At 67.2% G+C, this 25,336-nt stretch carries 39 protein-coding genes; 3 read left to right on the top strand and 36 right to left on the bottom strand.

The genetic code is table 11. The features are described 5' to 3' along the window. Positions 1 to 20 precede the first annotated feature (20 nt). Positions 21 to 1,634 (bottom strand): type VII secretion protein EccB, encoded by a 1,614-nt coding sequence (gene eccB / locus ACZ1DY_RS04135; protein WP_126733356.1) that lies wholly within the window; start codon positions 1,632 to 1,634, stop codon positions 21 to 23. Between the two features lie 549 nt (positions 1,635 to 2,183). Here eccB and eccE point away from each other — a divergent pair. The 3 genes from eccE to ACZ1DY_RS04120 all read left to right on the top strand — a co-directional run bounded on the left by eccE (position 2,184) and on the right by ACZ1DY_RS04120 (position 5,291). After that, positions 2,184 to 3,365 (top strand): type VII secretion protein EccE, encoded by a 1,182-nt coding sequence (eccE, locus tag ACZ1DY_RS04130; protein WP_465483638.1) that lies wholly within the window; start codon positions 2,184 to 2,186, stop codon positions 3,363 to 3,365. Continuing rightward, on the top strand, positions 3,362 to 4,084 hold the full coding sequence (locus ACZ1DY_RS04125) for a hypothetical protein (RefSeq protein ID WP_126733355.1): 723 nt from the start codon (positions 3,362 to 3,364) through the stop codon (positions 4,082 to 4,084). Before eccE ends, ACZ1DY_RS04125 begins: the two co-directional genes overlap by 4 nt. A 244-nt stretch (positions 4,085 to 4,328) precedes the next feature. Beyond that, a complete protein-coding gene (locus ACZ1DY_RS04120; protein WP_465483637.1) occupies positions 4,329 to 5,291 on the top strand; it encodes an endonuclease domain-containing protein in 963 nt (320 codons plus the stop codon). Here ACZ1DY_RS04120 and truA read toward each other — a convergent pair. The 35 genes from truA to rpsJ form a co-directional block, all read right to left on the bottom strand. After that, complete coding sequence (gene truA / locus ACZ1DY_RS04115; RefSeq protein ID WP_465485819.1) at positions 5,261 to 6,094, bottom strand: tRNA pseudouridine(38-40) synthase TruA; 834 nt, start codon at positions 6,092 to 6,094, stop codon at positions 5,261 to 5,263. The two genes, ACZ1DY_RS04120 and truA, sit on opposite strands and share 31 nt — an antisense overlap. Before the next feature lie 73 nt (positions 6,095 to 6,167). Next, a complete protein-coding gene (rplQ, locus tag ACZ1DY_RS04110) occupies positions 6,168 to 6,731 on the bottom strand; it encodes a 50S ribosomal protein L17 (RefSeq protein WP_034304270.1) in 564 nt (187 codons plus the stop codon). A gap of 77 nt (positions 6,732 to 6,808) precedes the next feature. Then, entirely contained in the window at positions 6,809 to 7,882 is a 1,074-nt protein-coding gene (locus tag ACZ1DY_RS04105; protein ID WP_005166811.1) for a DNA-directed RNA polymerase subunit alpha, read from the bottom strand. A 127-nt stretch (positions 7,883 to 8,009) separates the two neighbouring features. Continuing rightward, complete coding sequence (gene rpsD, locus ACZ1DY_RS04100) at positions 8,010 to 8,615, bottom strand: 30S ribosomal protein S4 (protein WP_007031054.1); 606 nt, start codon at positions 8,613 to 8,615, stop codon at positions 8,010 to 8,012. Positions 8,616 to 8,638: 23 nt separating this feature from the next. Continuing rightward, positions 8,639 to 9,046 carry a 30S ribosomal protein S11 gene (gene rpsK / locus ACZ1DY_RS04095; RefSeq protein ID WP_004558885.1) on the bottom strand — a complete coding sequence of 136 codons (408 nt, stop codon included), beginning with the start codon at positions 9,044 to 9,046 and terminating at the stop codon, positions 8,639 to 8,641. Between the two features lie 18 nt (positions 9,047 to 9,064). Further along, a complete protein-coding gene (locus ACZ1DY_RS04090) occupies positions 9,065 to 9,250 on the bottom strand; it encodes a hypothetical protein (RefSeq protein WP_005166807.1) in 186 nt (61 codons plus the stop codon). Continuing rightward, positions 9,247 to 9,627 (bottom strand): 30S ribosomal protein S13, encoded by a 381-nt coding sequence (gene rpsM, locus ACZ1DY_RS04085; RefSeq protein ID WP_005166805.1) that lies wholly within the window; start codon positions 9,625 to 9,627, stop codon positions 9,247 to 9,249. Before rpsM ends, ACZ1DY_RS04090 begins: the two co-directional genes overlap by 4 nt. Positions 9,628 to 9,832: 205 nt before the next feature. Next, the gene (rpmJ, locus tag ACZ1DY_RS04080) at positions 9,833 to 9,946 is read right to left on the bottom strand and encodes a 50S ribosomal protein L36 (protein WP_004558882.1); all 114 of its coding nucleotides are present in this window, start codon (positions 9,944 to 9,946) and stop codon (positions 9,833 to 9,835) included. Between the two features lie 36 nt (positions 9,947 to 9,982). Continuing rightward, on the bottom strand, positions 9,983 to 10,204 hold the full coding sequence (gene infA / locus ACZ1DY_RS04075) for a translation initiation factor IF-1 (RefSeq protein WP_005166804.1): 222 nt from the start codon (positions 10,202 to 10,204) through the stop codon (positions 9,983 to 9,985). Between the two features lie 475 nt (positions 10,205 to 10,679). After that, on the bottom strand, positions 10,680 to 11,456 hold the full coding sequence (gene map, locus ACZ1DY_RS04070; protein WP_126733353.1) for a type I methionyl aminopeptidase: 777 nt from the start codon (positions 11,454 to 11,456) through the stop codon (positions 10,680 to 10,682). A gap of 44 nt (positions 11,457 to 11,500) precedes the next feature. Further along, positions 11,501 to 12,055, bottom strand: a complete 555-nt coding sequence (locus tag ACZ1DY_RS04065; protein WP_126733352.1) for an adenylate kinase — start codon at positions 12,053 to 12,055, stop codon at positions 11,501 to 11,503. Continuing rightward, positions 12,052 to 13,359, bottom strand: coding sequence for a preprotein translocase subunit SecY (gene secY, locus ACZ1DY_RS04060; protein WP_126733351.1), 1,308 nt, complete (start codon positions 13,357 to 13,359; stop codon positions 12,052 to 12,054). Before secY ends, ACZ1DY_RS04065 begins: the two co-directional genes overlap by 4 nt. Before the next feature lie 307 nt (positions 13,360 to 13,666). After that, complete coding sequence (locus tag ACZ1DY_RS04055; protein ID WP_465483636.1) at positions 13,667 to 14,167, bottom strand: LysE family translocator; 501 nt, start codon at positions 14,165 to 14,167, stop codon at positions 13,667 to 13,669. Between the two features lie 181 nt (positions 14,168 to 14,348). Further along, positions 14,349 to 15,116, bottom strand: a complete 768-nt coding sequence (locus ACZ1DY_RS04050; protein WP_465483635.1) for a hypothetical protein — start codon at positions 15,114 to 15,116, stop codon at positions 14,349 to 14,351. Positions 15,117 to 15,387: 271 nt separating this feature from the next. Next, positions 15,388 to 15,834 carry a 50S ribosomal protein L15 gene (gene rplO / locus ACZ1DY_RS04045; protein ID WP_034304258.1) on the bottom strand — a complete coding sequence of 149 codons (447 nt, stop codon included), beginning with the start codon at positions 15,832 to 15,834 and terminating at the stop codon, positions 15,388 to 15,390. Further along, positions 15,831 to 16,016 (bottom strand): 50S ribosomal protein L30, encoded by a 186-nt coding sequence (gene rpmD, locus ACZ1DY_RS04040; protein WP_007031047.1) that lies wholly within the window; start codon positions 16,014 to 16,016, stop codon positions 15,831 to 15,833. The genes rplO and rpmD overlap by 4 nt, the downstream gene beginning before the upstream one ends. A 2-nt stretch (positions 16,017 to 16,018) precedes the next feature. Continuing rightward, positions 16,019 to 16,663, bottom strand: a complete 645-nt coding sequence (gene rpsE / locus ACZ1DY_RS04035; protein ID WP_007031046.1) for a 30S ribosomal protein S5 — start codon at positions 16,661 to 16,663, stop codon at positions 16,019 to 16,021. A 34-nt stretch (positions 16,664 to 16,697) separates the two neighbouring features. Further along, entirely contained in the window at positions 16,698 to 17,096 is a 399-nt protein-coding gene (gene rplR / locus ACZ1DY_RS04030; RefSeq protein ID WP_007031045.1) for a 50S ribosomal protein L18, read from the bottom strand. 2 nt (positions 17,097 to 17,098) lie between these two features. Continuing rightward, positions 17,099 to 17,638: a 50S ribosomal protein L6 gene (gene rplF / locus ACZ1DY_RS04025; protein ID WP_037314677.1), complete on the bottom strand. Its 540-nt coding sequence runs from the start codon at positions 17,636 to 17,638 to the stop codon at positions 17,099 to 17,101. A gap of 16 nt (positions 17,639 to 17,654) precedes the next feature. Continuing rightward, positions 17,655 to 18,053, bottom strand: a complete 399-nt coding sequence (gene rpsH / locus ACZ1DY_RS04020) for a 30S ribosomal protein S8 (RefSeq protein ID WP_007031043.1) — start codon at positions 18,051 to 18,053, stop codon at positions 17,655 to 17,657. 80 nt (positions 18,054 to 18,133) lie between these two features. Next, positions 18,134 to 18,319: a type Z 30S ribosomal protein S14 gene (locus ACZ1DY_RS04015; protein WP_005166789.1), complete on the bottom strand. Its 186-nt coding sequence runs from the start codon at positions 18,317 to 18,319 to the stop codon at positions 18,134 to 18,136. A gap of 4 nt (positions 18,320 to 18,323) precedes the next feature. Then, on the bottom strand, positions 18,324 to 18,887 hold the full coding sequence (gene rplE, locus ACZ1DY_RS04010; RefSeq protein WP_093938476.1) for a 50S ribosomal protein L5: 564 nt from the start codon (positions 18,885 to 18,887) through the stop codon (positions 18,324 to 18,326). Positions 18,888 to 18,889: 2 nt separating this feature from the next. Continuing rightward, positions 18,890 to 19,204: a 50S ribosomal protein L24 gene (rplX, locus tag ACZ1DY_RS04005; RefSeq protein ID WP_005166786.1), complete on the bottom strand. Its 315-nt coding sequence runs from the start codon at positions 19,202 to 19,204 to the stop codon at positions 18,890 to 18,892. 3 nt (positions 19,205 to 19,207) lie between these two features. Then, positions 19,208 to 19,576, bottom strand: a complete 369-nt coding sequence (rplN, locus tag ACZ1DY_RS04000; RefSeq protein ID WP_005166785.1) for a 50S ribosomal protein L14 — start codon at positions 19,574 to 19,576, stop codon at positions 19,208 to 19,210. A 79-nt stretch (positions 19,577 to 19,655) separates the two neighbouring features. After that, on the bottom strand, positions 19,656 to 19,937 hold the full coding sequence (gene rpsQ, locus ACZ1DY_RS03995) for a 30S ribosomal protein S17 (RefSeq protein WP_007031041.1): 282 nt from the start codon (positions 19,935 to 19,937) through the stop codon (positions 19,656 to 19,658). Continuing rightward, positions 19,934 to 20,182 carry a 50S ribosomal protein L29 gene (gene rpmC, locus ACZ1DY_RS03990; RefSeq protein WP_007031040.1) on the bottom strand — a complete coding sequence of 83 codons (249 nt, stop codon included), beginning with the start codon at positions 20,180 to 20,182 and terminating at the stop codon, positions 19,934 to 19,936. Before rpmC ends, rpsQ begins: the two co-directional genes overlap by 4 nt. Then, positions 20,182 to 20,601 (bottom strand): 50S ribosomal protein L16, encoded by a 420-nt coding sequence (gene rplP, locus ACZ1DY_RS03985; protein WP_005166782.1) that lies wholly within the window; start codon positions 20,599 to 20,601, stop codon positions 20,182 to 20,184. Before rplP ends, rpmC begins: the two co-directional genes overlap by 1 nt. A 3-nt stretch (positions 20,602 to 20,604) precedes the next feature. Beyond that, positions 20,605 to 21,465 carry a 30S ribosomal protein S3 gene (gene rpsC / locus ACZ1DY_RS03980; protein ID WP_126733349.1) on the bottom strand — a complete coding sequence of 287 codons (861 nt, stop codon included), beginning with the start codon at positions 21,463 to 21,465 and terminating at the stop codon, positions 20,605 to 20,607. Further along, positions 21,465 to 21,881 carry a 50S ribosomal protein L22 gene (rplV, locus tag ACZ1DY_RS03975; protein WP_007031038.1) on the bottom strand — a complete coding sequence of 139 codons (417 nt, stop codon included), beginning with the start codon at positions 21,879 to 21,881 and terminating at the stop codon, positions 21,465 to 21,467. Before rplV ends, rpsC begins: the two co-directional genes overlap by 1 nt. 29 nt (positions 21,882 to 21,910) lie before the next feature. Beyond that, positions 21,911 to 22,192, bottom strand: a complete 282-nt coding sequence (rpsS, locus tag ACZ1DY_RS03970; protein WP_003102083.1) for a 30S ribosomal protein S19 — start codon at positions 22,190 to 22,192, stop codon at positions 21,911 to 21,913. 18 nt (positions 22,193 to 22,210) lie between these two features. Further along, the gene (gene rplB, locus ACZ1DY_RS03965) at positions 22,211 to 23,044 is read right to left on the bottom strand and encodes a 50S ribosomal protein L2 (protein WP_005166779.1); all 834 of its coding nucleotides are present in this window, start codon (positions 23,042 to 23,044) and stop codon (positions 22,211 to 22,213) included. A 16-nt stretch (positions 23,045 to 23,060) separates the two neighbouring features. After that, positions 23,061 to 23,372, bottom strand: coding sequence for a 50S ribosomal protein L23 (gene rplW, locus ACZ1DY_RS03960; protein ID WP_126733348.1), 312 nt, complete (start codon positions 23,370 to 23,372; stop codon positions 23,061 to 23,063). Next, on the bottom strand, positions 23,369 to 24,055 hold the full coding sequence (rplD, locus tag ACZ1DY_RS03955) for a 50S ribosomal protein L4 (RefSeq protein WP_034304244.1): 687 nt from the start codon (positions 24,053 to 24,055) through the stop codon (positions 23,369 to 23,371). The genes rplW and rplD overlap by 4 nt, the downstream gene beginning before the upstream one ends. Before the next feature lie 2 nt (positions 24,056 to 24,057). Continuing rightward, entirely contained in the window at positions 24,058 to 24,708 is a 651-nt protein-coding gene (rplC, locus tag ACZ1DY_RS03950) for a 50S ribosomal protein L3 (protein ID WP_007031036.1), read from the bottom strand. A gap of 34 nt (positions 24,709 to 24,742) precedes the next feature. After that, positions 24,743 to 25,048: a 30S ribosomal protein S10 gene (gene rpsJ, locus ACZ1DY_RS03945; RefSeq protein WP_003102098.1), complete on the bottom strand. Its 306-nt coding sequence runs from the start codon at positions 25,046 to 25,048 to the stop codon at positions 24,743 to 24,745. Between the last annotated feature and the right edge of the window lie 288 nt (positions 25,049 to 25,336).

Genomic DNA, 25,336 nt, shown 5'->3' with positions numbered 1-25,336 from the left:
CGTCCGAGGGGTTCCCGTGCTCAGTTGCCCGCCGGAGCCTGCTGCGACTGCGTGGCGACCGATCCGGCCCGGTCGTCGATCGGCACCGTGTCGAACGTCCGGAGCACGTCCTGCGTGTTCAGCGAAGCGCCGGTAGGCAGGATCCTGACGATGGATTCGGGCGCGGGAACCCGTTTGTTGAGCCCGATCGAATCCGCCGTGACCGCGTCGGGGACGCCGTACCGGATCCCGCGATCGGAGATCAGCTGGATCGGCCCCTTGTCGAAGGTCTCCTTGCCGGTCGCCGACTGGACGACCGCCGCGAAGCCGGGCTCCATGTAGAAGCTGTTGATCGGCGCGCCGACCGGGCCGGGGGTACCGATCTTGACGCCGGGCGCGGACCCGTCGGCGTTCCTGCCCTTCGGCAGCTTGTCGTCGACGAACACGGCCGTGTGCGCGTCCCGGGAGCCGCCTTCGCCCGTGATGGACCAGCTCAGGCAGGAGACCCGGGAGCCCTGGGTCGCGTTGAGCACCGTCGGCACGGTCTGGGGATACGCGTCGAGCTCGACGACCTGGGAAACCCTGTTGAGATTGCGGATCGCGGCCAGCGGCACGGACGTGACCGAGGTGCTGCCGTCGTTCTTCCCGGTCTTCACGATGTCCGCGACGGCGGGCGAGATGGCCTGGATGCCTTCGCGCGTGATGAGGTAGAAGTCCTTCCGCCCTTCGGCCTGCTCCGTGGAGAACACGTCGCCGACCTTCATGCCTTCGATCTCGTAGCTCGGGCTCTCGCCCTTGCCCGGGACGTCCGGGAGCTTCAGCTCCGGAACCTCGGGGATCGCGTCCAGCAGACCCTGCGAGATACCGCGGGGCTGGTTGGGCAGCTTCAGCGCGGAACGGACGGCGTCGGCGTCAGGCTGGATCTCGGCCTTGACGGCGTTCGCGTTCCGGACGTTCGGGTCCGGCTTCTGCCGGTAGATCAAGTACTCGCGGCCGTTGGCGCCCTTGGCCAGCAAGGCTTCGTTCTGCCCGAGCTCACGGCTTCCGAGCTGCTTCACGCCCGCGTAGACGGTCGTCTCGGTCTTCGTGAGGTCCGGCTGAGGCACGGACGGGTCGTACATGACCTCGTCGCACACACCCCATTCCGGGGAGACCCGCTGAGTGTCCGTCGGCATCAGCTGCGGGCCGTTCGGAATACCCATGAGCTGACCGCGGGGGATGTTCTTCAGCTGTTCATCCGAGACGACTGTGGGGTTCTTCACTTCGGAGGCCTGTGTGGGCCCGGAAGGCTTGGCGCCCGCCTGCTGCGCCCCTTGTTTCGACTGCGCGATGATCAGCAGCCGCGCGGAGGCGAGGTTGAAGGTCGGGATCAGTTTCTTCGGGTTCCCGGCCACGACGTAAACCGTTCCGGACTGCTCGCCGATGACGATGTTGCCCGCTTCCGGCACGGCGGGCTTCGGGCTCAGCAGGCCCCAGATGACGAAGACCAGGACGCCCAGCGCGGCCAGCACGACACCCACGATGGTGGCCCGCGTGTGCGTGCGCATCGGGTCGTGGAGCATGACGGCGTCGCGACGGACCAGCGCGGATTGCATCCGTCGCAGAACGAACTGATAAGCCTGAACTTGAGACTTAGTAGTCGGTGTTGATGGCATTCTCGACCTACAGTCCTCCCCGTCGCGGTACGGTTCCGCAGGATAGCCGTACGGGGACCGTCTGGTGTGGGGTTTCTACCAACTCCAGCTAGTGTCAAGTTCCTCGGGACCGGCTTTCCGGGTACGCAGCAAGCACGAGGGGAAGAGAAAGCGCGGATGTCCGTCACCACTCCTCCACGTCCGCCCGGCCCTCCGGGGCCGCAACCTCCTGGTCGTCCACCGGGACCGCCGCCAAGGCCCGGCAGACCGGGTGGTCCGGGCGGCCCGGCCGGAGGCCCGGGAGGTCCCGGTGTTCCTCGCGGTCCCGGGGGCCCAGGCGGCCCTGGAGGGCCTGGCGGACCGCAGGGTCCTGGTGGTCCAGGAGGGCCCAAGGGCCCCGGCGGGCCTGGTGGTCCGGGAGGCCCCGGTGGACCTGGAGGGCCCGGTGGACCAGGCGGTCCCCCGTCCGGCGGCCCCGGCCCCCAGTCCGGTCCCCCGCCGGCTCCGGCGGCACGGATCGCCGCGCCCGCGCGACGCCGTACCGGCGGGATCAACCTCGGCCCGCTGCCCGTGGCGAACCTGGTCGTGCTCGAACTCGGGCTCGCGATCGGTCTCGTCCTGCTCGCGATCGACATGAAGCTGAAGTACGTCGCGATCGGCGTACTCGCGTTCGCGATCATCATCGCGTTCCTGCGCTGGGGCGGCCGCTGGTTCACCCAATGGGCTGGACTCACCATGCGGTACATGCTCCGTTCGCACGATCGGGTGGCGAATCCGCTTCCGCCGAGCAGCATCGAGTCGCTCGCAGCCGAAGAGGACGCCGTCACCGGTCCCGACGACGCCCGCGTGAACCTGCTTCGCCTCGCCGTTCCCGATCTCGTCGTCGCGCACGGCGTGGACCACGAACGTCAGCAGGTCGGCATCGCGTGGAACGACGGGACGTGGACCGCCGTCCTGCTCGTCGAACCCGCGCCCGCGCTGATCACCCAGGCGGGTGGAGCGCCGAGCCTGCCGCTGTCCGCGCTCGCGCCGTGCCTCGAAGACCGCGGCGTGGTCCTCGACTCGATCCAGATGATCTGGCACTGCTACCCGGGCAGCGCCGCGCTTCCGTCGGACTCGCCCGCACTCAGCTCCTACATGGAGGTGCTCGGCCCGCTCCCCGCGGCGGCGCGGCGGACGACTTGGGTCGCCATCCGGCTCGACCCGCGCCGATGCCCGGCCGCCATCCGCGAACGCGGTGGCGGCGTCGTGGGTGCGCATCGCGCCCTGATCGGCGCGCTCTCGCGGGTGCGCAACGCCTTGGAATCGCAGGGCGTGCCGACCCGGCCGCTCGACCCGGACGAGTTGCTGCGGTCCAGCATTTCGGCCGCCGAGCTGACCGCGGTCGCCGGTTCGCAGGGGAAGGTCGGTCTGCAGGAGCGCTGGACCGGAGTCACCGCCGCCGGTATCGGCCACGCGAGCTACGCGATCACCAGCTGGCCGAAGGGCAAGATCAGCGGCAGCCTGAACGCGCTGACCAGTGTCCGCGCGCTGTCGGCGACGGTGGCGATGTCGATCTCGCCGTCCGCGGACGAGGGCAAGATCGGCCTGCGGGGAATCGTGCGCCTGAGCGCGCGGAACCCGCGTGAACTGGACGCGGCCGACCAGCGGCTGCAGGGCATCTCGGACCGGCTGGGTGTGACGCTGACGCCGCTGCGCGGCCTGCAGATCTCCGGGTTCTCCGCGACTTTGCCGATCGGAGGCACGGCATGAGCACCCGCATGCGCGACGCCGGCCAGAGCGCCGGTGTCGCCCCGGAATTCACCGTCGACCCGGCGATGCTCGACGCGATCAGTCCGTCCGGTGATCGCGGTGGCATCGTTCTCGGCTCCGGGCTCAAGGGCGAGCCGCTGACGATCTCGGCGCTGCGCTCGACCCCGACCCGGATCGTGCTGGTCGGTGGCCTCTACCTGGCTCGTCAGGTGGCGCTGCGGGCGATGGCGGTCGGAGCGTGGGTCGTCGTCGCGACGGGACGTCCGGCCGCGTGGCAGGTGCTCCCCCAGGCCGCGGGGACCCAGCCGAACGGCAGGCCTTCGCCGCTGGTGCAGATCCGGCGGCTGTCGCCGGTGGATCTTCCGCGGCCCTCCGAGGACGCGCCGCTGCTCGTGGTGACCGATGGTGGCCCGACGCCGCAGGATCTGTTCCCGCCGCGGTCGCCGTGGCAGACGACGGTCTACGTGCTGCCGTACCTGCACCCGCAGGCCGGGGCGACCGCGAACGCCGCCGACCTGGTGCTGATGCAGCGGCTCCCGCCGGGACAGGCCGAGCTGGCCGCCCGGATCTGGCGGCTCCCGCCCCAGATGATGAAGCAGCTCACGACGCTGAAGGACGACCAGGTCGTCGCCCTGGGCCGGAACCTCTGGCGCCCTCTTCGCCTGGTCACCACGGCGAAAGAGCAGCAGATCCTGGGCCCCGTGCGCCGCGGCGACTAGCCCGGCCCGCGTCGACTTTAGCGGGCTAATCGTGCTCTGCGGGGGCACTGTCCTTTTCGGACGGTGCCCCCGTTTTGCGTCCTGCCCGCGTCGCGATTAGGCCGCTAAACGCGATCCGGGGCGCGGAGCCTGTCCGTCAAGGGGCAATAGCGCAGGCTGTGGATAAGCCAGGGGTTGTGGATAAACGCCCTCGAATTGGCAGTCACGGGCATAGGTTGTCGGTCTTGTCGATCACTGTGTCGATATGACCAAACCCTTCGATTCATCTCATCTTCCCGACGTATTCCGCGGCTCGGAAGCCCGCAAGGCAGGCCTCATCACGGCCAGTCAGCTACGCGGATCAAGCGTCCGACGGCTGTTCCAGGACGTCTACACGCGCGCCGATGTCGAGGTCACGCATGAACTGCGCTGCCGAGGAGCCGCGTTGCTCGCGCCTCCCGAAGCGGTGCTGACCGGACGATCGGCCGCGACGGTTCAAGGCGTCGAGCTGGCCAAACCTCACGATCCGGTCGAGATGATCGTCCCGGAGAAGAATCGCTTCGGCCCGATAGTCGGTATCAAGGTTCGGCGTACCGAAGTCAAACCCGAGGAATCGAGGCCCTGGAACGGCATTCGGATCGCGCGGAAAAGCCGAACCGCGCTCGATCTGCTCCTCCGGCTTTCTCCTCGCAAATCCGGCTGGGTTCGCCGGCTCCGCATCGGCGTGCCGGATCTGGACCAGTTCTTGAGAGCCGAGAAACTCACCGACCTACATCTCAACAGGGAGTTCTACGGTCGCCGCAACAGGGGAATCCGCTTGGCCAGACATGCTTTGCGCTTGTCCGATCCTCGCGCGGAGTCGCCCCCGGAATCGGAGCTCCGCATCGTGCTGGCCGCCGGCGGCATCACGGCGACGCCTCAGCTCGAGGTCAGCACCCGGACCGGTCATTTCCTCGCTCGCCTCGACCTGGGGGACGAGCAGTTCAAGGTCGCCGTCGAATACGACGGCCGCTGGCACAACACCCCGAAGCAACAAGCCCACGATCGCAAACGCCGAAGACGCGTGGAGGCCGAAGGCTGGCGTTTCGTCATCGTCACCGCGGAAGACCTTGCGAACGACTTCGAAGGCATCGTCGAGTCCGTCTGGCGGGCCCGCCGCCGGAGCGCGATTAGCCCGCTAAACGCGCCGCGGCCGGGTCAGGAGGGACTGCGCATGGCGCGCGTTTGATCGGCGCGTGAGGCGAGTTCGGCGTCCGGCGGGTAATCGACCGCCATCAACGTCAGGCCGTGTGCGGGAGCCACTGCGCTGTCGCGAGTCCGGCTCTCCAGGACGTCGCCGGGCCAGCCCAGTGGACGGCGGCCGTCCCCGACCAAGAGCAGTGCCCCCACCAGACTGCGCACCATCGAGTGGCAGAACGCGTCGGCAGAGACGGCGACCTCGACCGCGTGCGGCCCGGTCCGCCGCCAGACGAGCCGCTGCAGCTCGCGAATGGTCGTCCCGCCCTCCCGCTGCTTGCAGAAGGCCGCGAAGTCCTGCAGGCCCAGGAGAGCCTCGGACGCCTCGTTCATCGCGTCGACCGAAAGCGGGCGGCCCCAGGCCAGAGTGTCGTGACGCCGCAACGGATCTACGCCCCATGGCGCGTCCGAAACGCGGTAGAGGTAGTGACGCCGCACGGCCGAGAACCGCGCGTCGAACCCAGGCGGCGCGACCCGGGCATCCAGCACCCGCACGTCGCCCGGCAGGTACCGATTCCAGCGGTGACGCATCCGCCCCAGGTCAGGAATGCCGTGCTCGTCCAGTTCCAGACGGCCGGATCGCGTTTTGCCCGCTAAAGGCGACACGTCGACGTGGACTACCTGGGCCGCCGCGTGCACACCGGCATCGGTGCGGCCGGCGACGACGACGGACTTCGGGACCGAAGCTCCTGGAGGCTGCTTCGCGAGCGCCTCTTCGAGGACTCCCTGCACCGTGCGCCGTCCGGGCTGCCGCGCCCAGCCGGAGAAATCCGTGCCGTCGTAGGAGACATCCAGACGCAGACGAACGAGCCCGCCCTCCGCAGTGGGAGTGGCGGGCTCGTCCGGGGTGTTCGGTGCCGTCAGGACGTCAGTCCTTCTTGCTGTCCGCGTCCGCGGCGGGGGCCTCAGCGGCCTCGTCGGCGGCGGGAGCCTCGGTGGCCTCCGGAGCCTCGGTGGCGGCCGTGTCGGCAGCCTCAGGGGCGTCGGTGGTCTCCTCGGCGGCCGGGGCGGCAGCCTTCGGCTCGTCCTTGGCGAACTTCGTCTTGCGCGCGGCCTCGGCCTCGGCGGTGACGGTCTTCTCGGCCACCAGCTCGATGACGGCCATGGGGGCGTTGTCGCCCTTACGCGCCATCGTCTTGGTGATCCGGGTGTAGCCACCCGGGCGCTCCGCGAAGAACGGACCGATCTCGGCGATCAGCTTGTGCACGACGTCCTTGTCGCGCACGATGCGCTGGATCTGACGACGGTTGTGCAGGTCGCCCCGCTTCGCCTTCGTGATCAGCTTCTCGGCCAGCGGGCGCACCCGCCGGGCCTTCGCCTCGGTCGTCGTGATCTTGCCGTGCTCGAACAGCTGGGTGGCCAGGTTGGCCAGGATCAGCCGTTCGTGCGCGGGCGACCCGCCGAGACGGGGTCCCTTTGTGGGGGTGGGCATCGGTTCTCCTCGTTCAGCTCACAGCTGGAGGCCGTCGCTCCCCCACCCCTACTGGTGTGAGGGAGCCGTAGCTGGCCTTACAGCTGCTCCGTCTCTGCGTAGTCCTGGCCATCGTCGTGGCCGTTGTCCGAAATTCCGTCCGTGATGCTGTCGACGCCCTCGGACCAGCCCTCACCGTCGTAGCTGGCCGCGGCCGCGGTCGGGTCGAACCCGGGCGGGCTGTCCTTCAGCGCGAGGCCGAGACCGACGAGCTTGAGCTTGACCTCGTCGATCGACTTCGCACCGAAGTTGCGGATGTCCAGCAGGTCGGCCTCGCTGCGCGAGACCAGTTCGCCGACGGTGTGGATGCCCTCGCGCTTGAGGCAGTTGTACGACCGGACGGTGAGGTCCAGGTCCTCGATCGGCATCGCGTAGGCGGCGATGGTGTCCGCCTCCTGCGGCGACGGGCCGATCTCGATGCCTTCGGCGTCGACGTTCAGCTCGCGCGCGAGACCGAACAGCTCCACCAGCGTCTTACCGGCCGACGCGACAGCGTCCCGCGGCGTGATCGACGGCTTCGTCTCCACGTCCAGGATCAGCTTGTCGAAGTCGGTGCGCTGCTCGACACGGGTCGCCTCGACCTTGTAGGTCACCTTCAGCACCGGGGAGTAGATGGAGTCGACCGGGATCCGGCCGATCTCCGCGCCCGCCTGCTTGTTCTGCAGGGCCGGAACGTAACCGCGGCCGCGCTCGACGACGAGCTCGATCTCGAGCTTGCCCTTGCCGTTCAGCGACGCGATGTGCAGATCCGGGTTGTGCACGGTGACACCGGCCGGGGGCACGATGTCGGCGGCGGTGACCTCACCAGGGCCCTGCTTGCGCAGGTACATGGTGACCGGCTCGTCCTCTTCCGAGGAGACCACGAGCTCCTTGAGGTTCAGGATGATGTCGGTGACGTCTTCCTTCACCCCGGGAACGGTGGTGAACTCGTGCAGCACGCCGTCGATGCGGATGCTCGTCACGGCCGCGCCCGGAATGGACGACAGCAGCGTGCGCCGCAGCGAGTTGCCGAGCGTGTAGCCGAAGCCGGGCTCCAGCGGTTCGATGGTGAACCGGGAGCGGGTCTCGTTGACCGTCTCTTCGCCGAGAGCCGGTCGCTGGGAAATCAGCATCTTTCCTAATTCCTTTCCAAACGGCGCCCGCCATATGACACCGAAAGGGATGGCGAAACGGCGGCGCACTCCGGGCGCCGCCGCCCGTGCCCACATCGGGCCGGGGAAACCCCGGCCCGATGGTGGATCACTTCGAGTAGAGCTCGACGATCAGCTGTTCCTGGACCGGAACGTCGATCTGAGCGCGCTCCGGGAGCTGGTGGACCAGCACGCGGAGGTTGGACGGAACGACCTGGAGCCACGCGGGAACGGGACGCTCGCCGAAGGACTCCTTGGCCGCGACGAAGGGCAGCATCGCGAACGACTTCGGCCGCACGTCGATGATGTCCCACTTCGTGACCTGGTAGGACGGGACGTTGACCTTGACGCCGTTGACCAGGAAGTGGCCGTGGCTCACCAGCTGACGCGCCTGACGGCGGGTGCGGGCGATGCCGGCGCGGTAGATCACGTTGTCCAGCCGGGACTCGAGGATCTGCAGCAGGTTCTCACCGGTCTTACCCGGACGCCGGACGGCTTCCTTGTAGTACCGGACGAACTGACGCTCGAGAACGCCGTAGGTGTAGCGAGCCTTCTGCTTCTCCTGCGACTGCAGGAGGTACTCGGACTCCTTGATGCGCCCGCGGCCGTGCTGGCCCGGCGGGTAGGGGCGACGCTCGAAAGCCTGGTCGCCGCCGATGAGGTCAACCTTGAGGCGACGCGAAATACGCGTCGCGGGGCCGGTGTAACGAGCCATTTCTTCTTACTCCTCCCCGTTCCTCAGACCCGGCGCCGCTTGGGCGGGCGGCAGCCGTTGTGAGGCTGCGGGGTCACGTCCTGGATGGTGCCGACCTCGAGGCCGGCCGCCTGCAGCGAGCGGATCGCCGTCTCGCGACCCGAACCCGGGCCCTTCACGAAGACGTCGACCTTCTTCATGCCGTGCTCGGCAGCCTTGCGGGCGGCGTTCTCGGCGGCCATCTGCGCGGCGAACGGGGTGGACTTACGCGAGCCCTTGAAGCCCACGTGACCACTCGACGCCCACGCGATCACGGCACCGGTCGGGTCCGTGATCGAGACGATGGTGTTGTTGAAGGTGCTCTTGATGTGCGCGTGACCGTGCGCGACATTCTTCTTTTCCTTGCGGCGGACCTTCTTGGCCCCCGCCGCAGTACGAGACTTCGGTGGCATGTTCTGAGGGTTCTCCTGTTAGCGCGCGTTCTCTTGGTGAGCGGCGACCGCTTCGGCCTGGCCGCGCCGGATGATCGAACCGGCGTCGGTGTACAGGTTGCGGAGCGCCATCGGGCGGGCGTAGAGCGCCTTGGGCGAGACACAAGCCGAGCCGCGGCGGTGGACGCCGCCCATACGCACGACCTTCTTGCCCTGGACGCTCACTTCTTGCCAGCCTTCTTCTTGCCGGCGACCGTCTTCTTCGGACCCTTACGGGTGCGGGCGTTCGTCTTGGTGCGCTGACCGCGGACGGGAAGTCCGCGACGCCAGCGAAGGCCCTCGTAGCACCCGATCTCGATCTTCCGACGGATGTCGGCGTTCACCTCACGGCGAAGGTCACCCTCGACCTTGAAGTTCTCCTCGATGTAGACCCGCAGCTTGGCGAGGTCGTCATCGCTCAGATCCTTGACGCGAGTGTCCGCGTTGAGCTCGGCAGCCGCGATGAGCTGCTTCGAGCGGGTACGGCCGATGCCGTAGATGTAGGTCAGCGCGATCTCCAACCGCTTTTCGCGGGGGAGGTCTACGCCAGCGAGTCGTGCCATTGGCGTTGATGCTCCTTCATAGAATTCATCTTCAGGTCTGCTCCCCGTCCGGTCCCGGGACCGACTCGCCTGTCGTGCCCTCTGCTTGCGCTTCGGGTGTCCCGGCCTCGGCCTGAAGTCCGAGGGTGAACCGGGCCGTTCGCACGGCCCGGCAGGTGCGGGGAGATTGTGTAGCCGTCAATCCACTCTGTACGAGTGCGAGTGATCAGCCCTGCCGCTGCTTGTGCCGCAGGTTTTCGCAGATCACCATGATCCGGCCGTGACGGCGGATCACCTTGCACTTGTCGCAGATCTTCTTGACGCTCGGCTGGACCTTCACGTCTCCTGCTCTCCTGCTTGTGCTAACTCGTCGTGATCACTTGTAGCGGTAGACGATGCGACCACGTGACAAGTCGTAGGGCGAGAGCTCCACGACAACCCTGTCCTCGGGCAGGATGCGGATGTAGTGCTGCCGCATCTTGCCGCTGATGTGTGCAAGGACCTTGTGGCCGTTCTCCAACTCGACGCGGAACATCGCGTTGGGGAGCGGCTCGACTACGCGGCCTTCGACCTCGATGGCCCCGTCTTTCTTGCCCATGTCCTCCGCATTTCCTGTCGCTACACTGTGTGATCAGTCAAAGCTTGAGTGCTTGGCTGGGTGGTGCATCGGCACACTCCTGCCCGGGTCCAATGTCCGTTCGCGAGAGTTCACGAGCGCGCAGGATCCGGGCGCGATGAGTACACCGACTTGACAGTGTACGCAACCCGTGTCGCGAGCCCCAAACGGGGGTGACTGTGTTAGGTGACCCCTCGAGCCCGCCTGATCTGGCCTCCACCATCGTACGCCCTCGCCGACCTGCGTTTAGCGGGCTAATCGCGATCCGGTGGGCCCGTGACCTGGGGACGACCGCCGCGCGAGGTGCACCCGATGGACGCAGCGGGCGGGCGCCTCAACGGCGGCGCCGGGCGCTCCACCGACCAGCGGACGCACTTGCGTTTAGCGGGCTAACTGCGATCTGGAGGCGCACTTGCGTTTAGCGGGCTAAACGCGATCCGGACGGCGAAGGGCGAGGTCAGGCGTCTTCGGGGGCGGTGAGCACCCACGGGCCGTCGTCGGTGATCGCGACGGTGTGCTCCCAGTGCGCGGCCCGCGAGCCGTCGGCGGTCACGACGGTCCAGCCGTCCTCGAGCTCGACGGTCTCCCCGCCGCCACCGGTCAGCATGGGCTCGATCGCGAGCGCCATCCCGGTCTTGAGCCGCGGCCCCTTGCCCGGTTTGCCCAGGTTCGGCAGGAACGGGTCCATATGCATCTGGCGCCCGATGCCGTGGCCGCCGTACTCGACGATCATCCCGTACTCGATGCCGTCTTCCCTGCTCGCCTTCTCGGCTGCGGTCTGCACCGCGTGCGAGATGTCCGTGAGCCTGCCGCCCGACGACACGGCGGCGATCCCCGCCCACATCGCCGCCTCGGTGGCGGCCGAGAGCGCGAGATCCGCCTTCGACACCTCGCCGATCGCGAGGGTGACCGCCGAGTCGCCGTGCCAGCCGTCGAGGATGGCACCGCAGTCCACCGAGATGATGTCGCCGTCGTTCAGGACCTGCGTCTTCGACGGGATGCCGTGCACGATCTGCTCGTTCACCGAAGCGCAGATCGACGCCGGAAAGCCGTGGTACCCCTTGAACGAGGGCACCGCGCCGGCGTCACGGATCGTCTGCTCGGCGAGCTCGTCGAGGTCGGCCGTGGTCACCCCCGGCTTGGCAAGCTCACGCACCGCGGTGAGGGTGCGCCAGACGACCAGTCCGGCGGCCCGCATCGCCTGGAGCTCGCCAGGGGTCTTGATTTCGATCATGCGCCCACGACGAAGCCGTTGCAGTACACGCAGTCCTCCGAGATTCACGTGCGGTCGCGCAGCGCTTCCAGCACGCGGGCGGAGATCTCGTCGACCGTACCGACGCCGTCGACCGTGACCAGGATGTCCGCGTAGTACTCGAGCAGCGGAGCGGTCTCGGACACGTAGATCTGCTGACGGCGGCGGATGACCTCTTCGGTGTCGTCCGAACGGCCGCGGGACAGCAGCCGATCGACGACGACGTCTTCCGAGACCTGGAGCTGGATGACCGCGTTGAGCTTGGTGTCGACCTCGCCGAGGATCTCACCGAGGACGTCGGCCTGCTTCGTGTTCCGCGGGAACCCGTCGAGCAGGAAACCGGCCTTGGCGTCGGGTTCCGCGAGGCGCTCGCGCACCATCTCGTTCGTGACCGAGTCGGGCACGAGTTCGCCGGAGTCCAGGTAGCGCTTGGCTTCCTGGCCCAGCGGCGTCTGCTCGCCCACGTGGGCGCGGAACAGATCGCCTGTCGAGATGTGCGGGATCCGGAGCTTCTCCGACAGTGCTACCGCCTGAGTACCTTTGCCCGCGCCAGGAGGGCCAACGAGAACCAGGCGCGTCACTTCAAGAACCCTTCGTAGTTACGTTGCATCAGCTGGCTTTCGATCTGCTTCACGGTGTCGAGACCGACACCGACCATGATCAGCACAGCCGTGCCACCGAACGGGAAGTTCTGGTTGTTCCCGCTACCGGTGACGGACAGGAAGAAGTTCGGAAGGATCGCGATGATGCCCAGGTACAGCGAGCCCGGCAGGGTGATCCGGCCGAGGACGTAGCTGAGGTACTCCGCGGTGGGTCGGCCCGGGCGGATACCCGGGATGAAGCCACCGAACTTCTTCATTTCTTCCGCACGCTCGTCCACGTTGAACGTGATCGTGATGTAGAAGTACGTGAAGAAGATGATCAACGCGAAGTACAGCAGGACGTGCGCCCAGCTGGACTGGTTGACGATGTAGTTCTGGATGAAGACCTGCCAGCCCGCGTTGCTGTTGGCGTCGCCGACGAGGCGGCTGATCAGGTCCGGCAGGTAGAGCAGCGACGAGGCGAAGATGACCGGGATGACACCGGCCTGGTTCACCTTGATCGGCAGGTAGGTCGACGTCCCGCCGTACATGCGGCGGCCGATCATGCGCTTGGCGTACTGCACCGGGATCCGGCGCTGGCCCTGCTCGACGAAGATGACGCTGGCGATGATCACCAGGCCGAACACGCAGATCAGGGTGAAGACCACCGGGCCGGCGCTGCTGAGGATGTTGCCACCCTCGATCGGGATGCGGGCCGCGATGTTCAGGAAGATGAGGACGGACATGCCGTTGCCGACGCCGCGCTCGGTGATCAGCTCACCCAGCCACATCATGACGGCGGTACCGGCGGTCATCGTGATGACGATGATGGCCAGCGTGTAGACGCTGTTGTCCGGGATGATCGCGGTGTCGCACTGCGGGAAGAGCTGCTTGCGGTCGGCGAGTGCCACCACACCGGTCGCCTGCAGGACCGCGAGGGCGATCGTCAGGTACCGGGTGTACTGCGTCAGCTTGCCCTGACCGGCCTGTCCTTCCTTCTTCAGCTCCTCGAACCGCGGGATGACCACGGTGAGGAGCTGGACGATGATGCTCGCCGTGATGTACGGCATGATGCCGGTCGAGAACAGCGACAGCTGCAGCAGTGCACCGCCGCTGAACAGGTTCAGCAGCTGATAGACGCCCTCCTGCGACCCGGTCTCCGTGCATTGCTGCACGGCGGAATACGAGATGCCCGGGGCCGGGATGGTGGCACCGATTCGGTAGACCGCGACGATGGCTAGCGTGAACAGGATCTTCTTACGTAGATCCGGCGTCGCTAGAGCCGAGCGGAAGGCGCTGAGCACGCGGGGAACCTCCTCGGCGTCGTCGGCTGTCTTACCGACGATCGGCTTGGCCGGCCTGGGGCCGGCGGGAACACACAGCTTTCTGGCACAAGCCAGGAACGCTTCGGGGCACACTCGTCCCGAAGCGTGTCGCCGACTCTAACAGCTTCACAGGGCGTGTCCGCAGTGCGTGTGGGTTTTCCGGACGAAGGTTGGTCCGCGGGGTTGATCGACCGCAGCTTCTCGCTCCGGGATCTTGACAGATCGCCTTGGCGTTCCTCACTTTTCCGGCCACCGGATCGCGATTAGGGGGCTAAACGCACCGTGATCAGGAGCTTGAAGTGGCGAGCGCGCCAGCCATGCCGAGGAGCACGACGCCGGTACCGCGGTCGACGTTGCGAGTCGCCCGACGAGACAACCGGAGCGACTTCACGAGCGCGCCCGCCCCGATGTAGGTCGCGCCCGCCACGAACTCGGCGAGCAGGTAGACGGCGCCGAGAATCGCGATCTGGATGGGAAAGGAGCCGTGAGCTGCGTCGATGAACTGGGGCACGAACGCCGTGAAGATGAGGATCGCCTTCGGATTGGTGATCGCGACGACGAATTCCTTCCTCGCGATCCGGAGCGCGGGTACGGATTCGGTGCCTCGCGGCGCCTGGACCAGCGCGGTTTCCCCGCCACGGAACGTCGACCACAGCAGGCGCCCGCCGATCCAGACCAGGTAGGCGACGCCGGCCCATTTGATCACTGTGAGTGCAAGCTCCGACGCCGCGAGGAGCTGTCCGAGTCCAGCGGCGACGGCCGCGATGAGCACCGTGAATGCGGCCAATCGGCCTAACAGCCCGGCGAGCCCTTTCCAGGCCCCTGCGTCATGCCGTGATGCATGCCGAGCAGATTGTTCGCCCCTGGCGTAAAAGCCACGAGGACCGCTGCTCCGAAAAAGACCACCGCCCAAGTCATCGGCCACCTCCTCCCCCACCGTATCGGCGGCCGCGAGCGCGTTTAGCGGGCTAATCGCGCTCTTTCGCGCCAGGATCCGGCGGAGGCGCGAAAGCGGAGTAGTCCGGTTTCTCCGGCTGAGGGTCCGGCGGGAGGACCGCGACGGAGATGCCGTGCTTCGGTGTGGGCATGTCCGCGAGACTCGGGTCGCCGCTCACCGGGACCTCGTCGTCCTGGACACGGTGACTCATGACGGCAGCGCCCGCCGCGGCGACTACCGCGGCGAAGAGAGCCCACATACCCGCGCCCAGTGTCGTCGACGTCTCGATGGACTCGCCCATCGTGCGCCCGAAACTCAAAGTGGCGGCGGTCGCGACGACTCCGGTGAGGAACACCGCCGCGATGGTGGTCAGCCATCGGTCCAAAGGGCCCGGGCGCCGCAGGCGGGAGGCACGGGCACTGACGATCACGGCCGCCAGAAGGATCGCCGCGGCGATCAGGACCGGAATACCGACAGGTGTGGACGGTGCGCTGAAAGGGGGATCGTTCGGCTGAAGGACCTTCGTATCCCACGCGCTTTGAACGAACACGACCACGACGGCGTCGCTGCGATCGAAAGAAAACCGATGCTCGATGCTGAAGAACGGGAAGAGGCAGCCCAGGACGGCGAGCAGCATGGCCAGAGCGGCCAATCCCGCCGCGACGAGTCTGCGGGGCTCAGGCCGGCCCGGCCGTACCGGCTCGCCCACAGGGTCAGTGGGCCCGGAAATCGACACGATCACCGGCGGGGCGTTCGGCTGCTGAGGGGGCTGCGGATCCTGCCCGGGAGGTGTGGCCACCTCGCGATCCTTCCAGCACAGGGCCCCTTCCGCCACGCCCCGCGGCTCCAGCATCAGATCGCGATTAGGGGGCTAAACGCAGGTCGGGGGCCGGACGGCCTGCCCGCACCGGGATCGCGATTAGCCCGCTAAACGCAGGTGGGCGCGCGAGCGCACGCCTGAGGGACCGGATCGCGATTAGCCCGCTAAACGCAGGTGGGCGCGGGAGCGCAAGCGAAAGGCCCGCCGGGCGGAGCCGGGCGGGCCTTTCGGTGAAGCGAGCGAAGAAGGCTCAGAGCGTGGTGGCGGAGCCACCGGCAGCGGAGAGCTTCTCCTTGGCGGAGCCGGAGAAAGCGTCGGCGGTGACGTCCAGCTTGACGCCGTTCACGTCGCCGTTGCCGAGCACCTTCACGAGCTTGCCCTTGCGGACGAGACCGTTCGCGACGAGCTCCTCGGCGCCGACCTTGCCACCCTCCGGGAAGACGCGGGCGATGTCGCCCACGTTCACCGGCTGGTACTCGGTACGGAAGCGGTTCTTGAAGCCGCGAAGCTTCGGGAGCCGCATGTGGATGGGCATCTGCCCACCCTCGAAACCGGCGGGCACGTTCTTCCGGGCCTTGGTGCCCTTGGTACCGCGACCGGCGGTCTTGCCCTTCGAGCCCTCACCACGGCCGACGCGGATCTTGTCGCGCTTCGCGCCCGGAGCCGGACGAAGGTGGTGGATCTTGATGGCAGTCATGCCTTGACCTCCTCGACCTCCACCAGGTGGCGGACGGTGTGGATAAGGCCGCGCACCTCGGGAGTGTCATCACGCACGACGCTCTGGCGGATCTTGCGCAGCCCGAGGGTGCGCAGCGACTCGCGGTGAGCGTGCTTCGTGCCGATCTTGCTCTTGACCTGGGTCACCTTGAGCTGAGTCATGATCAGACCCCCTGACCCGCGCGCTGACGCAGCATGCGAGCCGGAGCGACGTCCTCGAGCGGGAGACCGCGGCGGGCCGCGACCTCTTCGGGACGCTGCAGACCCTTCAGGGCCGCCACGGTCGCGTGCACGATGTTGATCGCGTTGTCGGAGCCGAGCGACTTCGACAGCACGTCGTGGACACCCGCGCACTCCAGCACCGCGCGCACCGGGCCACCGGCGATGACACCGGTACCGGCCGAGGCCGGACGGAGCAGCACGACACCGGCGGCTTCCTCACCCTGGATGGGGTGGGGGATGGTGCCGGCGACGCGGGGAACGCGGAAGAAGTTCTTCTTCGCTTCCTCGACGCCCTTGGCGATGGCCGCGGGAACTTCCTTGGCCTTGCCGTAGCCGACGCCGACCTGACCGTCGCCGTCACCGACGACCACCAGGGCGGTGAAGCTGAAGCGACGACCACCCTTGACGACCTTGGCGACGCGGTTGATCGTCACGACCTTCTCGAGGTGCGGGGTCTTTTCCTGGCCGGCCCCGCCACGGCCGCTGTCGCGCCGGTCACGGCGGTCGCGACGGTCATTGCGGTCGTTGCCGCCCTGTCCGCCGGGTCCGCCCTGGCCACCGCCGAATTGCCGTGTACGTCCCGGCATCAGGCTTTCCTTCCATTCACGAGCATCTGCTGCATCAGAACTCCAACCCCGCCTCACGCGCGGCGTCGGCGAGCGCCGCGATGCGGCCGTGGTAGGCGTTGCCACCACGGTCGAACACCACGGTCGAGACACCGGCGTTCTTGGCGCGGGCGGCGACGAGTTCCCCGACCTTGGCGGCCTTGGCCTTCTTGTCGCCTTCCAGCGCGCGGACGTCCGCCTCGAGGGTGGACGCCGACGCCAGGGTCTTGCCGGCGAGGTCGTCGATCAGCTGCACGGCGATGTGCCGCGACGAACGCTTGACGACCAGGCGCGGACGCTGGTCCGTGCCGTTGATCTTCTTGCGAAGGCGGAAGTGCCGACGGGCCTTCGCGACGCGGCGGCGGGTCGAGATGTCCTTGCCGACCGGCTTGCGCTTCGTAGTCGTGTCGCTCATGATCACTTACCCGTCTTTCCGACCTTGCGGCGGATCTTCTCACCCTCGTAGCGCAGGCCCTTGCCCTTGTACGGGTCCGGGCGGCGCAGCTTGCGGATGACCGCGGCGATCTGGCCGACCTTCTGCTTGTCGATGCCCGAGACCGAGAACCGGGTGGGGGTCTCGACCTTGAAGGTGATGCCTTCCGGGGCCTCGATCTTCACCGGGTGGCTGTAGCCGAGGGCGAACTCGAGGTCCGAGCCCTTGGCCTGCACGCGGTAACCGACACCGTGGATCTCGAGCTTCTTCTCGTAGCCCTCGGTCACACCGACGACGAGGTTGTTGACCAGCGTCCGGGTGAGACCGTGCAGGGCACGGCTGGTGCGCTCCTCGTCGGGACGCTTCACCTGCAGCGTGCCGTCCTCGGCGCGCTCCACGGTGATCGGCTCGGCGATGGTGTGCTCAAGGGTGCCCTTGGGCCCCTTGACCTGAATGTGCTGACCATCGATGGTCACCTCGACCCCGGAGGGGACGGCGACCGGCAGCTTTCCAATGCGTGACATGTCTTTGCCCCCTTCCTTACCAGACGTAGGCGAGGACTTCGCCGCCCACGCTGTTTCGCTTGGCCTGACGGTCGGTCTGGAGGCCGGACGACGTCGAGATGATCGCGACGCCGAGGCCACCGAGAACCGACGGCAGTTCGGTCGATTTTGCGTAGACCCGCAGACCGGGCTTGGACACGCGGCGGAGGCCGGCGATGCTGCGCTCACGGTTGGGGCCGTACTTCAGCTCCACGACGAGGTTCTTGTGCTTCTCGCCCGGCTCGTCGCGGTAGCCCGAGATGTAACCCTCGCGCTTGAGGATCTCGGCGATGTTCGCCTTGATCTTCGAGTGGGGAAGCACGACCTCGTCGTGGTACGCCGAGTTCGCGTTACGCAGACGGGTCAAGAAGTCTGCGATGGGGTCGGTCATCGTCATGGTGACCTGTCAACCTTTCTCGCCCTGGTTCCCTGCACTCACTGCAGGGCCTGTGGCGAAGTGGGAGTTAAAAAAGACTCTTACCAGCTGGACTTGCGGACGCCGGGCAGCTCGCCCGCGTGTGCCATCTCGCGAAGGCAGATCCGGCAGAGCCCGAACTTGCGGAACACCGAGTGCGGGCGACCGCACCGCTGGCAACGCGTGTAACCGCGAACCTTGAACTTCGGCGTCTTCGCGGCCTTGTGGACCAGTGCTTTCTTGGCCATCGACTCAGTTCTCCTTGAACGGGAAGCCGAGCTTGCGAAGCAGCGCGCGGCCCTCGTCGTCGGTGTTGGCGGTGGTGACGACAGTGACGTCCATACCGCGCGGGCGGTCGATGGCGTCCGGGTCGATCTCGTGGAACATGGACTGCTCGTTGAGACCGAACGTGTAGTTGCCGTTGCCGTCGAACTGCTTCGGCGAAAGCCCGCGGAAGTCACGGATACGCGGCAGCGCGATGGTCAGCAGCCGGTCGAGGAACTCCCACATCCGGTCGCCGCGCAGCGTGACGCGCGCGCCGATCGGCTGGCCCTCACGCAGCTTGAACTGCGCGATGGACTTGCGAGCCTTGCGAACCTCGGGCTTCTGCCCGGTGATCGCGGCCAGGTCGCGGATGGCGCCTTCGATCAGCTTGCTGTCACGGGCGGCGTCACCGACACCCATGTTCACGACGACCTTGACGACGCCCGGGATCTGGTGGACGTTCTCGAAGGAGAACTCCTGCTGGAGCTGTCCCTTGATCTCCTCGCGGTACCGCACCTTGAGGCGCGGGGCGATGTTCTCTGCGGTGGTCATGATCAGATGTCCTTACCGTTCCGGCGCGAGACCCGGACCTTCTTGCCGTCCTCGCCGATGCGGTAGCCCACCCGGGTCGGCTTGCCGTCGGAGTCGACGACCATCACGTTCGAGACGTGGATGGGCGCTTCCTGCGTGACGATGCCGCCGGACTGCGCGCCGCGCTGGGTCTGGGAGATCCGCGTGTGCTTCTTGATCCGGTTCACGCCCTCGACCAGCACGCGCTCGCGCTCGGGGTAGGCCTGGATGACCTTGCCCTTGGCACCCTTGTCCTTGCCGGCGATGACGACGACCGTGTCGCCCTTCTTCACCTTCATGCTCTACAACACCTCCGGCGCGAGCGAAATGATCTTCATGAACTTTCGGTCGCGCAGCTCGCGGCCGACCGGCCCGAAGATGCGGGTGCCGCGGGGCTCATTGTCGTTCTTGATGAGCACAGCAGCGTTCTCGTCGAAGCGGATGTAAGAACCGTCCGGACGACGGCGCTCCTTGCGCGTGCGAACGATGACGGCCTTGACGACGTCACCCTTCTTCACGCCGGCGGCCGGCATGGCGTCCTTCACGGTGGCGACGATGATGTCGCCGATGCCCGCGTAGCGCCGCCCCGAGCCACCGAGAACGCGGATGCAAAGGATCTCCTTCGCGCCCGTGTTGTCGGCAACCCGAAGCCGCGACTCCTGCTGGATCACGTCTACTCCTGTATGTCGCGCTGGTTCTCGCGATGAAGCGCGAGCCTTGCGGAACTAAGGGACTCAAAAAGAGCCCTACTTACTTGGCCTTCTCCACGATCTGCACCAGACGCCAGCGCTTGGTCGCCGACAGCGGGCGGGTCTCCATCAGGGTGACCCGGTCGCCGACGCCCGCCTCGTTGTTCTCGTCGTGCACCTTGACCTTGCTGGTGCTGCGGAGAACCTTGGCGTAACGACGGTGCTTCTTGCGGTCTTCGAGCTCGACCACGATCGTCTTGTTCATCTTGTCCGAGACGACGTAACCCTCACGGACCTTGCGGTCGTTGCGGGGGGCCGCCTCAGCGTTGGGCTGCTCGCTCATGCGGCACCTTCACTCTCGGCGTCAGGGGAAACGGACAGGCCGAGTTCACGCTCGCGCATGACCGTGTAGATCCGCGCGATGTCCGTACGGACGGTGCGCAGACGGCGGTTGTTGTCGAGCTGTCCGGTCGCCATCTGGAAGCGGAGGTTGAAGAGCTCCTCCTTGTATTCCTTCAGACGCAGAACGAGCTCTTCCGCGGTGAGCTCACGCAGCTCCGATGCCTGGGCGGCACCTGCCTTCGCCATCAGAACTCACCACCTTCACGGGTCACGATGCGGCACTTCATGGGCAGCTTGTGGATCGCGCGACGGAGCGCCTCGCGGGCGGTCTCCTCGTTCGGGAACGAGATCTCGAACATCACGCGGCCCGGCTTCACGTTGGCGATCCACCACTCGGGCGAACCCTTACCGGAACCCATGCGGGTTTCCGCCGGCTTCTTGGTCAGCGGGCGGTCCGGGTAGATGGTCGTCCACACCTTGCCGCCACGCTTGATGTGACGCGTCATGGCGATACGAGCGGACTCGATCTGCCGGTTGGTCACGTAGCTGTGCTCAAGCGCCTGGATGCCGTACTCGCCGAAGTTCACCTTCGTACCGCCCTTGGCGGCACCGTGGCGCTTCGGGGAGTGCTGCTTCCGGTGCTTGACCCTGCGCGGGATGAGCACGTGTCAGCCCTCCGTCTTTTCTGCAGTCTCAGCAGCCGGGGCTTCGGTGGCAGCGCCACCCTTGGGGGCGGTGTCGTCGCTCTTGGCGGCGGCAGCGGCCCGACCGGCTTCGGTCGAGGTCGGCGTCGTGCCCGACGCGCCGGAACGGCGCGGGCGGGACGGACGGTCACCACGGTCACGGCGCGGGGCGCGCTCGGCGGCCGCGGCGGCGTCACGCGCCTCCTTGGCCTTGAGGCCACCCACGAGCTCGCCCTTGTAGATCCACACCTTCACGCCGATGCGACCGAACGTCGTCTTGGCCTCGAAGAAGCCGTAGTCGATGTCTGCGCGCAGCGTGTGCAGCGGGACGCGACCATCGCGGTAGTGCTCGGAGCGGGACATCTCGGCACCGCCGAGACGACCGCCGCACTGCACGCGGATGCCCTTGACCTGCGGCGAACGCATGGAGGTCTGGATCGCCTTGCGCATCGCGCGGCGGAACGCCACACGGTTGCTCAGCTGCTCCGCGACACCCTGAGCGACGAGCTGGGCGTCGGCCTCGGGGTTCTTGACCTCGAGGATGTTCAGCTGGACCTGCTTGGCGGTCAGCTTCTCCAGCGCGCCGCGGATGCGGTCGGCCTCCGCGCCGCGACGGCCGATGACGATGCCCGGCCGGGCGGTGTGGATGTCGACGCGGACCCGGTCACGGGTGCGCTCGATCTCGACCTTGGAGATCCCGGCGCGCTCCATGCCCGTGGACAGCAGCTTCCGGATCTTGACGTCCTCGGCCACGTACTCCGCGTACTGCTTGTCGGCGTACCAACGCGACTTCCAGTCCGTGGTGATACCCAGGCGGAAGCCGTGCGGGTTGATCTTCTGGCCCACTACCGGCCACCTGCCTTCTTCTTGCCCTGTGCCTTCTTGGCCTCGGCCTTCGGACGCGACTCCACCTCGACGGTGATGTGGCTGGTCCGCTTGCGGATCCGGTACGCGCGGCCCTGGGCCCGCGGACGGATGCGCTTGAGGGTCGGGCCCTCGTCGGCGTAGGCGTTCTTGACCCAGAGGGTGTCCGGGTCGAGATCGAGGTTGTTCTCGGCGTTGGCCATGGCGCTGGCGAGCACCTTCGCGACCGGCTCGCTTGCCGCCTGCGGGGCGAACTGGAGCACGGCCAAGGCGTCGGCGGCGCTACGTCCCTTGATCAGCTCGATCACCCGGCGCACCTTGGTAGGCGAGTCCCGGACGAAGCGAGCCCGCGCGTAAGCCGTCGGCAGAGCCTCGGCCACGTCGTTCTGGGCGTTCATCGCTAGCTTCCTTGTTCTCTCGTGCCCGCTCAGCGGCGGCGCGACTTGCGGTCGTCCTTGATGTGGCCCTTGAAGGTCCTAGTCGGGGCGAACTCGCCCAACTTGTGACCCACCATCGCCTCGGTGACGAACACCGGGACGTGCTTGCGGCCGTCGTGCACCGCGATCGTGTGACCCAGGAAATCCGGGATGATCGTGGACCGACGGGACCACGTCTTGATCACGGTCTTCTTGCCCGACTCGTTGAGAGCGTCCACCTTCTTGAGCAGGTGGTCGTCCACGAAGGGGCCCTTTTTGAGGCTACGTGGCATGTTCTTCTACCTCCCTGCTCAGCGCTTCTTGCCGGTACGCCGGCGGCGGACGATCATGGCGTCGGAAGCCTTGCGGCGGCGGGTGCGGCCTTCGGGCTTACCGTTCGGGTTCACCGGGTGGCGACCACCGGAGGTCTTACCCTCACCACCACCGTGCGGGTGGTCGACCGGGTTCATGACGACACCACGGACGGTGGGGCGCTTGCCGCGCCAGCGGTTACGGCCCGCCTTGCCCCAGTTGATGTTGGAGTGCTCGGAGTTGCCGACCTCGCCGATGGTGGCGCGGTTGCGCACGTCGACGTTGCGGATCTCGCCCGACGGGAGACGAAGCTGGGCGTACGGCCCGTCCTTCGCCACCAGCTGCACCTTGGCACCGGCGGACCGCGCCATCTTCGCGCCGCCACCGGGGCGGAGCTCGATCGCGTGGATCACGGTGCCGACCGGGATGTTGCGCAGCGGCAGGTTGTTACCCGGCTTGATGTCGGCCCGGGGGCCGTTCTCCACCGTGTCACCCTGCTTGAGCTTCTCCGGGGCGATGATGTAGCGCTTCTCGCCGTCGGCGTAGTGCAGGAGCGCGATACGAGCGGACCGGTTGGGGTCGTACTCGATGTGCGCGACCTTGGCGGGAACGCCGTCCTTGTCGTTCCGGCGGAAGTCGATCAGCCGGTACGCACGCTTGTGGCCACCACCCTTGTGCCGGGTGGTGATCTTGCCGCTGGAGTTACGGCCGCCGGACTTGCTCAGCGGACGCAGCAGCGACTTCTCCGGGGTGGACCGAGTGATCTCGGCGAAGTCGGAGACGCTGGAACCGCGACGACCCGGGGTCGTCGGCTTGTACTTGCGGATGCCCATGTGTCAGCTCAGTCCTTTACGCGGTGGGTCCGCCGAAGATCTCGATCGGCTTGCTCTCAGCCGAAAGAGTCACGATGGCGCGCTTGGTGTCCTTGCGCTTGCCGAAGCCGGCGCGAGTCCGCTTACGCTTGCCCTGGCGGTTGGCCGTGTTGACGCTGACCACCTTGACGCCGAACACCTTCTCGACCGCGATCTTGATCTGGGTCTTGTTGGCGTCCGGGCGGACGATGAACGTGTACTTGTGCTCTTCGAGCAGCCCGTAGGACTTCTCGGAGATCACCGGCGCGAGCAAGATGTCGCGGGGATCGGGGATGGCGATCGCACTCACTGCTCGTCACTCCCTTCAACCTCGCTCGACCGGGCCGAAGCCTTCGCGCCCTTGCCCCGGACGGGGCCGGCGACGAACACGTCGTAAGCGGCCTTGGTGAACACCACGTCGTCGTTGACCAACACGTCGTAGGTGTTGAGCTGGTCGGGCGTGATGATGTGGACCTCGGCCAGGTTCCGCAGCGAGTTCCAGCTCAGCTCGTCGTCGCGGTGCAGCACCACGAGAACGCGCTTGGCCTGGGTCACCGCGGCGATGGCGGCCTTGGCGGACTTGGTGGACGGCTTCTCGCCGGTCACCAGTTCGGTGACGACGTGCAGCTGTCCGGCGCGGGCCCGGTCGGAGAGGGCGCCACGCAGGGCGGCGGCCTTCATCTTCTTCGGGGTGCGCTGGGTGTAGTCACGCGGCGTGGGGCCGTGGACGACGCCACCACCGGTGAACTGCGGCGCACGGGTCGAACCCTGGCGGGCGCGGCCGGTGCCCTTCTGGCGGTACGGCTTCTTGCCACCACCGCGGACTTCACCGCGGGTCTTGGTGTCATGCGTGCCCTGGCGCGCGGCGGCCAGCTGGCCCACCACGACCTGGTGCATGAGGGGCACGTTGGCCTGCACGTCGAAGATCTCCGAGGGGAGCTCGACCGTGCCGTCGGCTTTACCGGCCGGGGTCTTCAGCTCGACGCTGGTCATGTTCAGTTACCACCCTTCGCGGCGCTGCGAACGAACAGCAGGCCGCCCTTGGGACCGGGCACGGCGCCCTTGATCAGCAGCAGGCCGTCCTCGGCACGCACCGCGTGCACGGTCAGGTTCTGCGTGGTGACCCGGTCGTTGCCCATCCGGCCCGCCATGCGCAGGCCCTTGAAGACGCGGCCCGGGGTGGCGCAGCCACCGATCGAGCCGGGCTTGCGGTGCACGGCCTGGGCACCGTGGCTCGCGCCCTGGCCCTTGAAGCCGTGACGCTTCATGACACCGGCGTAGCCCTTGCCCTTGCTGGTACCGGTCACGTCGACCTCGATACCGGCCTCGAACACCTCGGCGGTGATCTCCTGGCCGACCTCGTAGGTCTCGGCGTCGGTGGTACGCAGCTCGGCAAGGTAACGGCGCGGGGTCACGCTCGCCTTGTCGAAGTGGCCGGTGCGCGGCTTGTTCACGCGACGCGGGTCGACCGCGCCGAAAGCCAGCTGCACGGCCTTGTAGCCGTCGTTCTCCTGGGTCCGAACCTGGGTGACCACGTTCGGCCCGGCCTGGACGACGGTCACCGGGACGACCCGGTTGTTCTCGTCGAAGACCTGGGTCATGCCGAGCTTGGTGCCCAGGATGCCCTTCACTTGCCTGTCAGACATGAGTCTCTTACTCTCCGCCGCTCGCCAGCCGCTGCTACTGGATGTTGACGTCGACGCTCGCCGGCAGGTCGATGCGCATGAGCGCGTCGACCGTCTTCGGCGTCGGGTCGAGGATGTCGATCAGACGCTTGTGCGTGCGCATCTCGAAGTGCTCGCGCGAATCCTTGTACTTGTGCGGCGAGCGGATGACGCAGTAAACGTTCTTCTCGGTGGGCAGCGGCACCGGCCCGACAACACGGGCGCCGGTGCGCGTGACCGTCTCGACGATCTTGCGCGCCGAGGTGTCGATCGCCTCGTGGTCGTAGGCCTTGAGCCGGATGCGGATCTTCTGTCCCGCCATGGTGGCTGCTCGTTCCTTGTCGTCTCGTGCCGCTTTTGTCTTTTCAAACCTCAGTCTGACTGAGGTTTTCCCAGTTCAACGGCCCTGTCCCCGGTCCACGCGGTCGGGCGTGTCGTGCCCGACGCACAGACGGATCCCGCGGGATCTTCGTCTTGCCTGGTCTTCCTCAACGTGAGGAGGCATCGAGCCGGCGGAAATGCTTGATCGCCGTCTCAAACGCCCTTGCCCGCTAGCCTCACCCGAAGGAAGTGCTCCGCGGACCGTGGCCGCTCATACCAGGGCGGCCGG

The sequence above is a fragment of the Amycolatopsis sp. PSD-21 genome (assembly GCF_055561455.1).
Note: the sequence above shows the minus strand (reverse complement) of the source record. Positions and strands in the feature narration are given on the sequence as shown.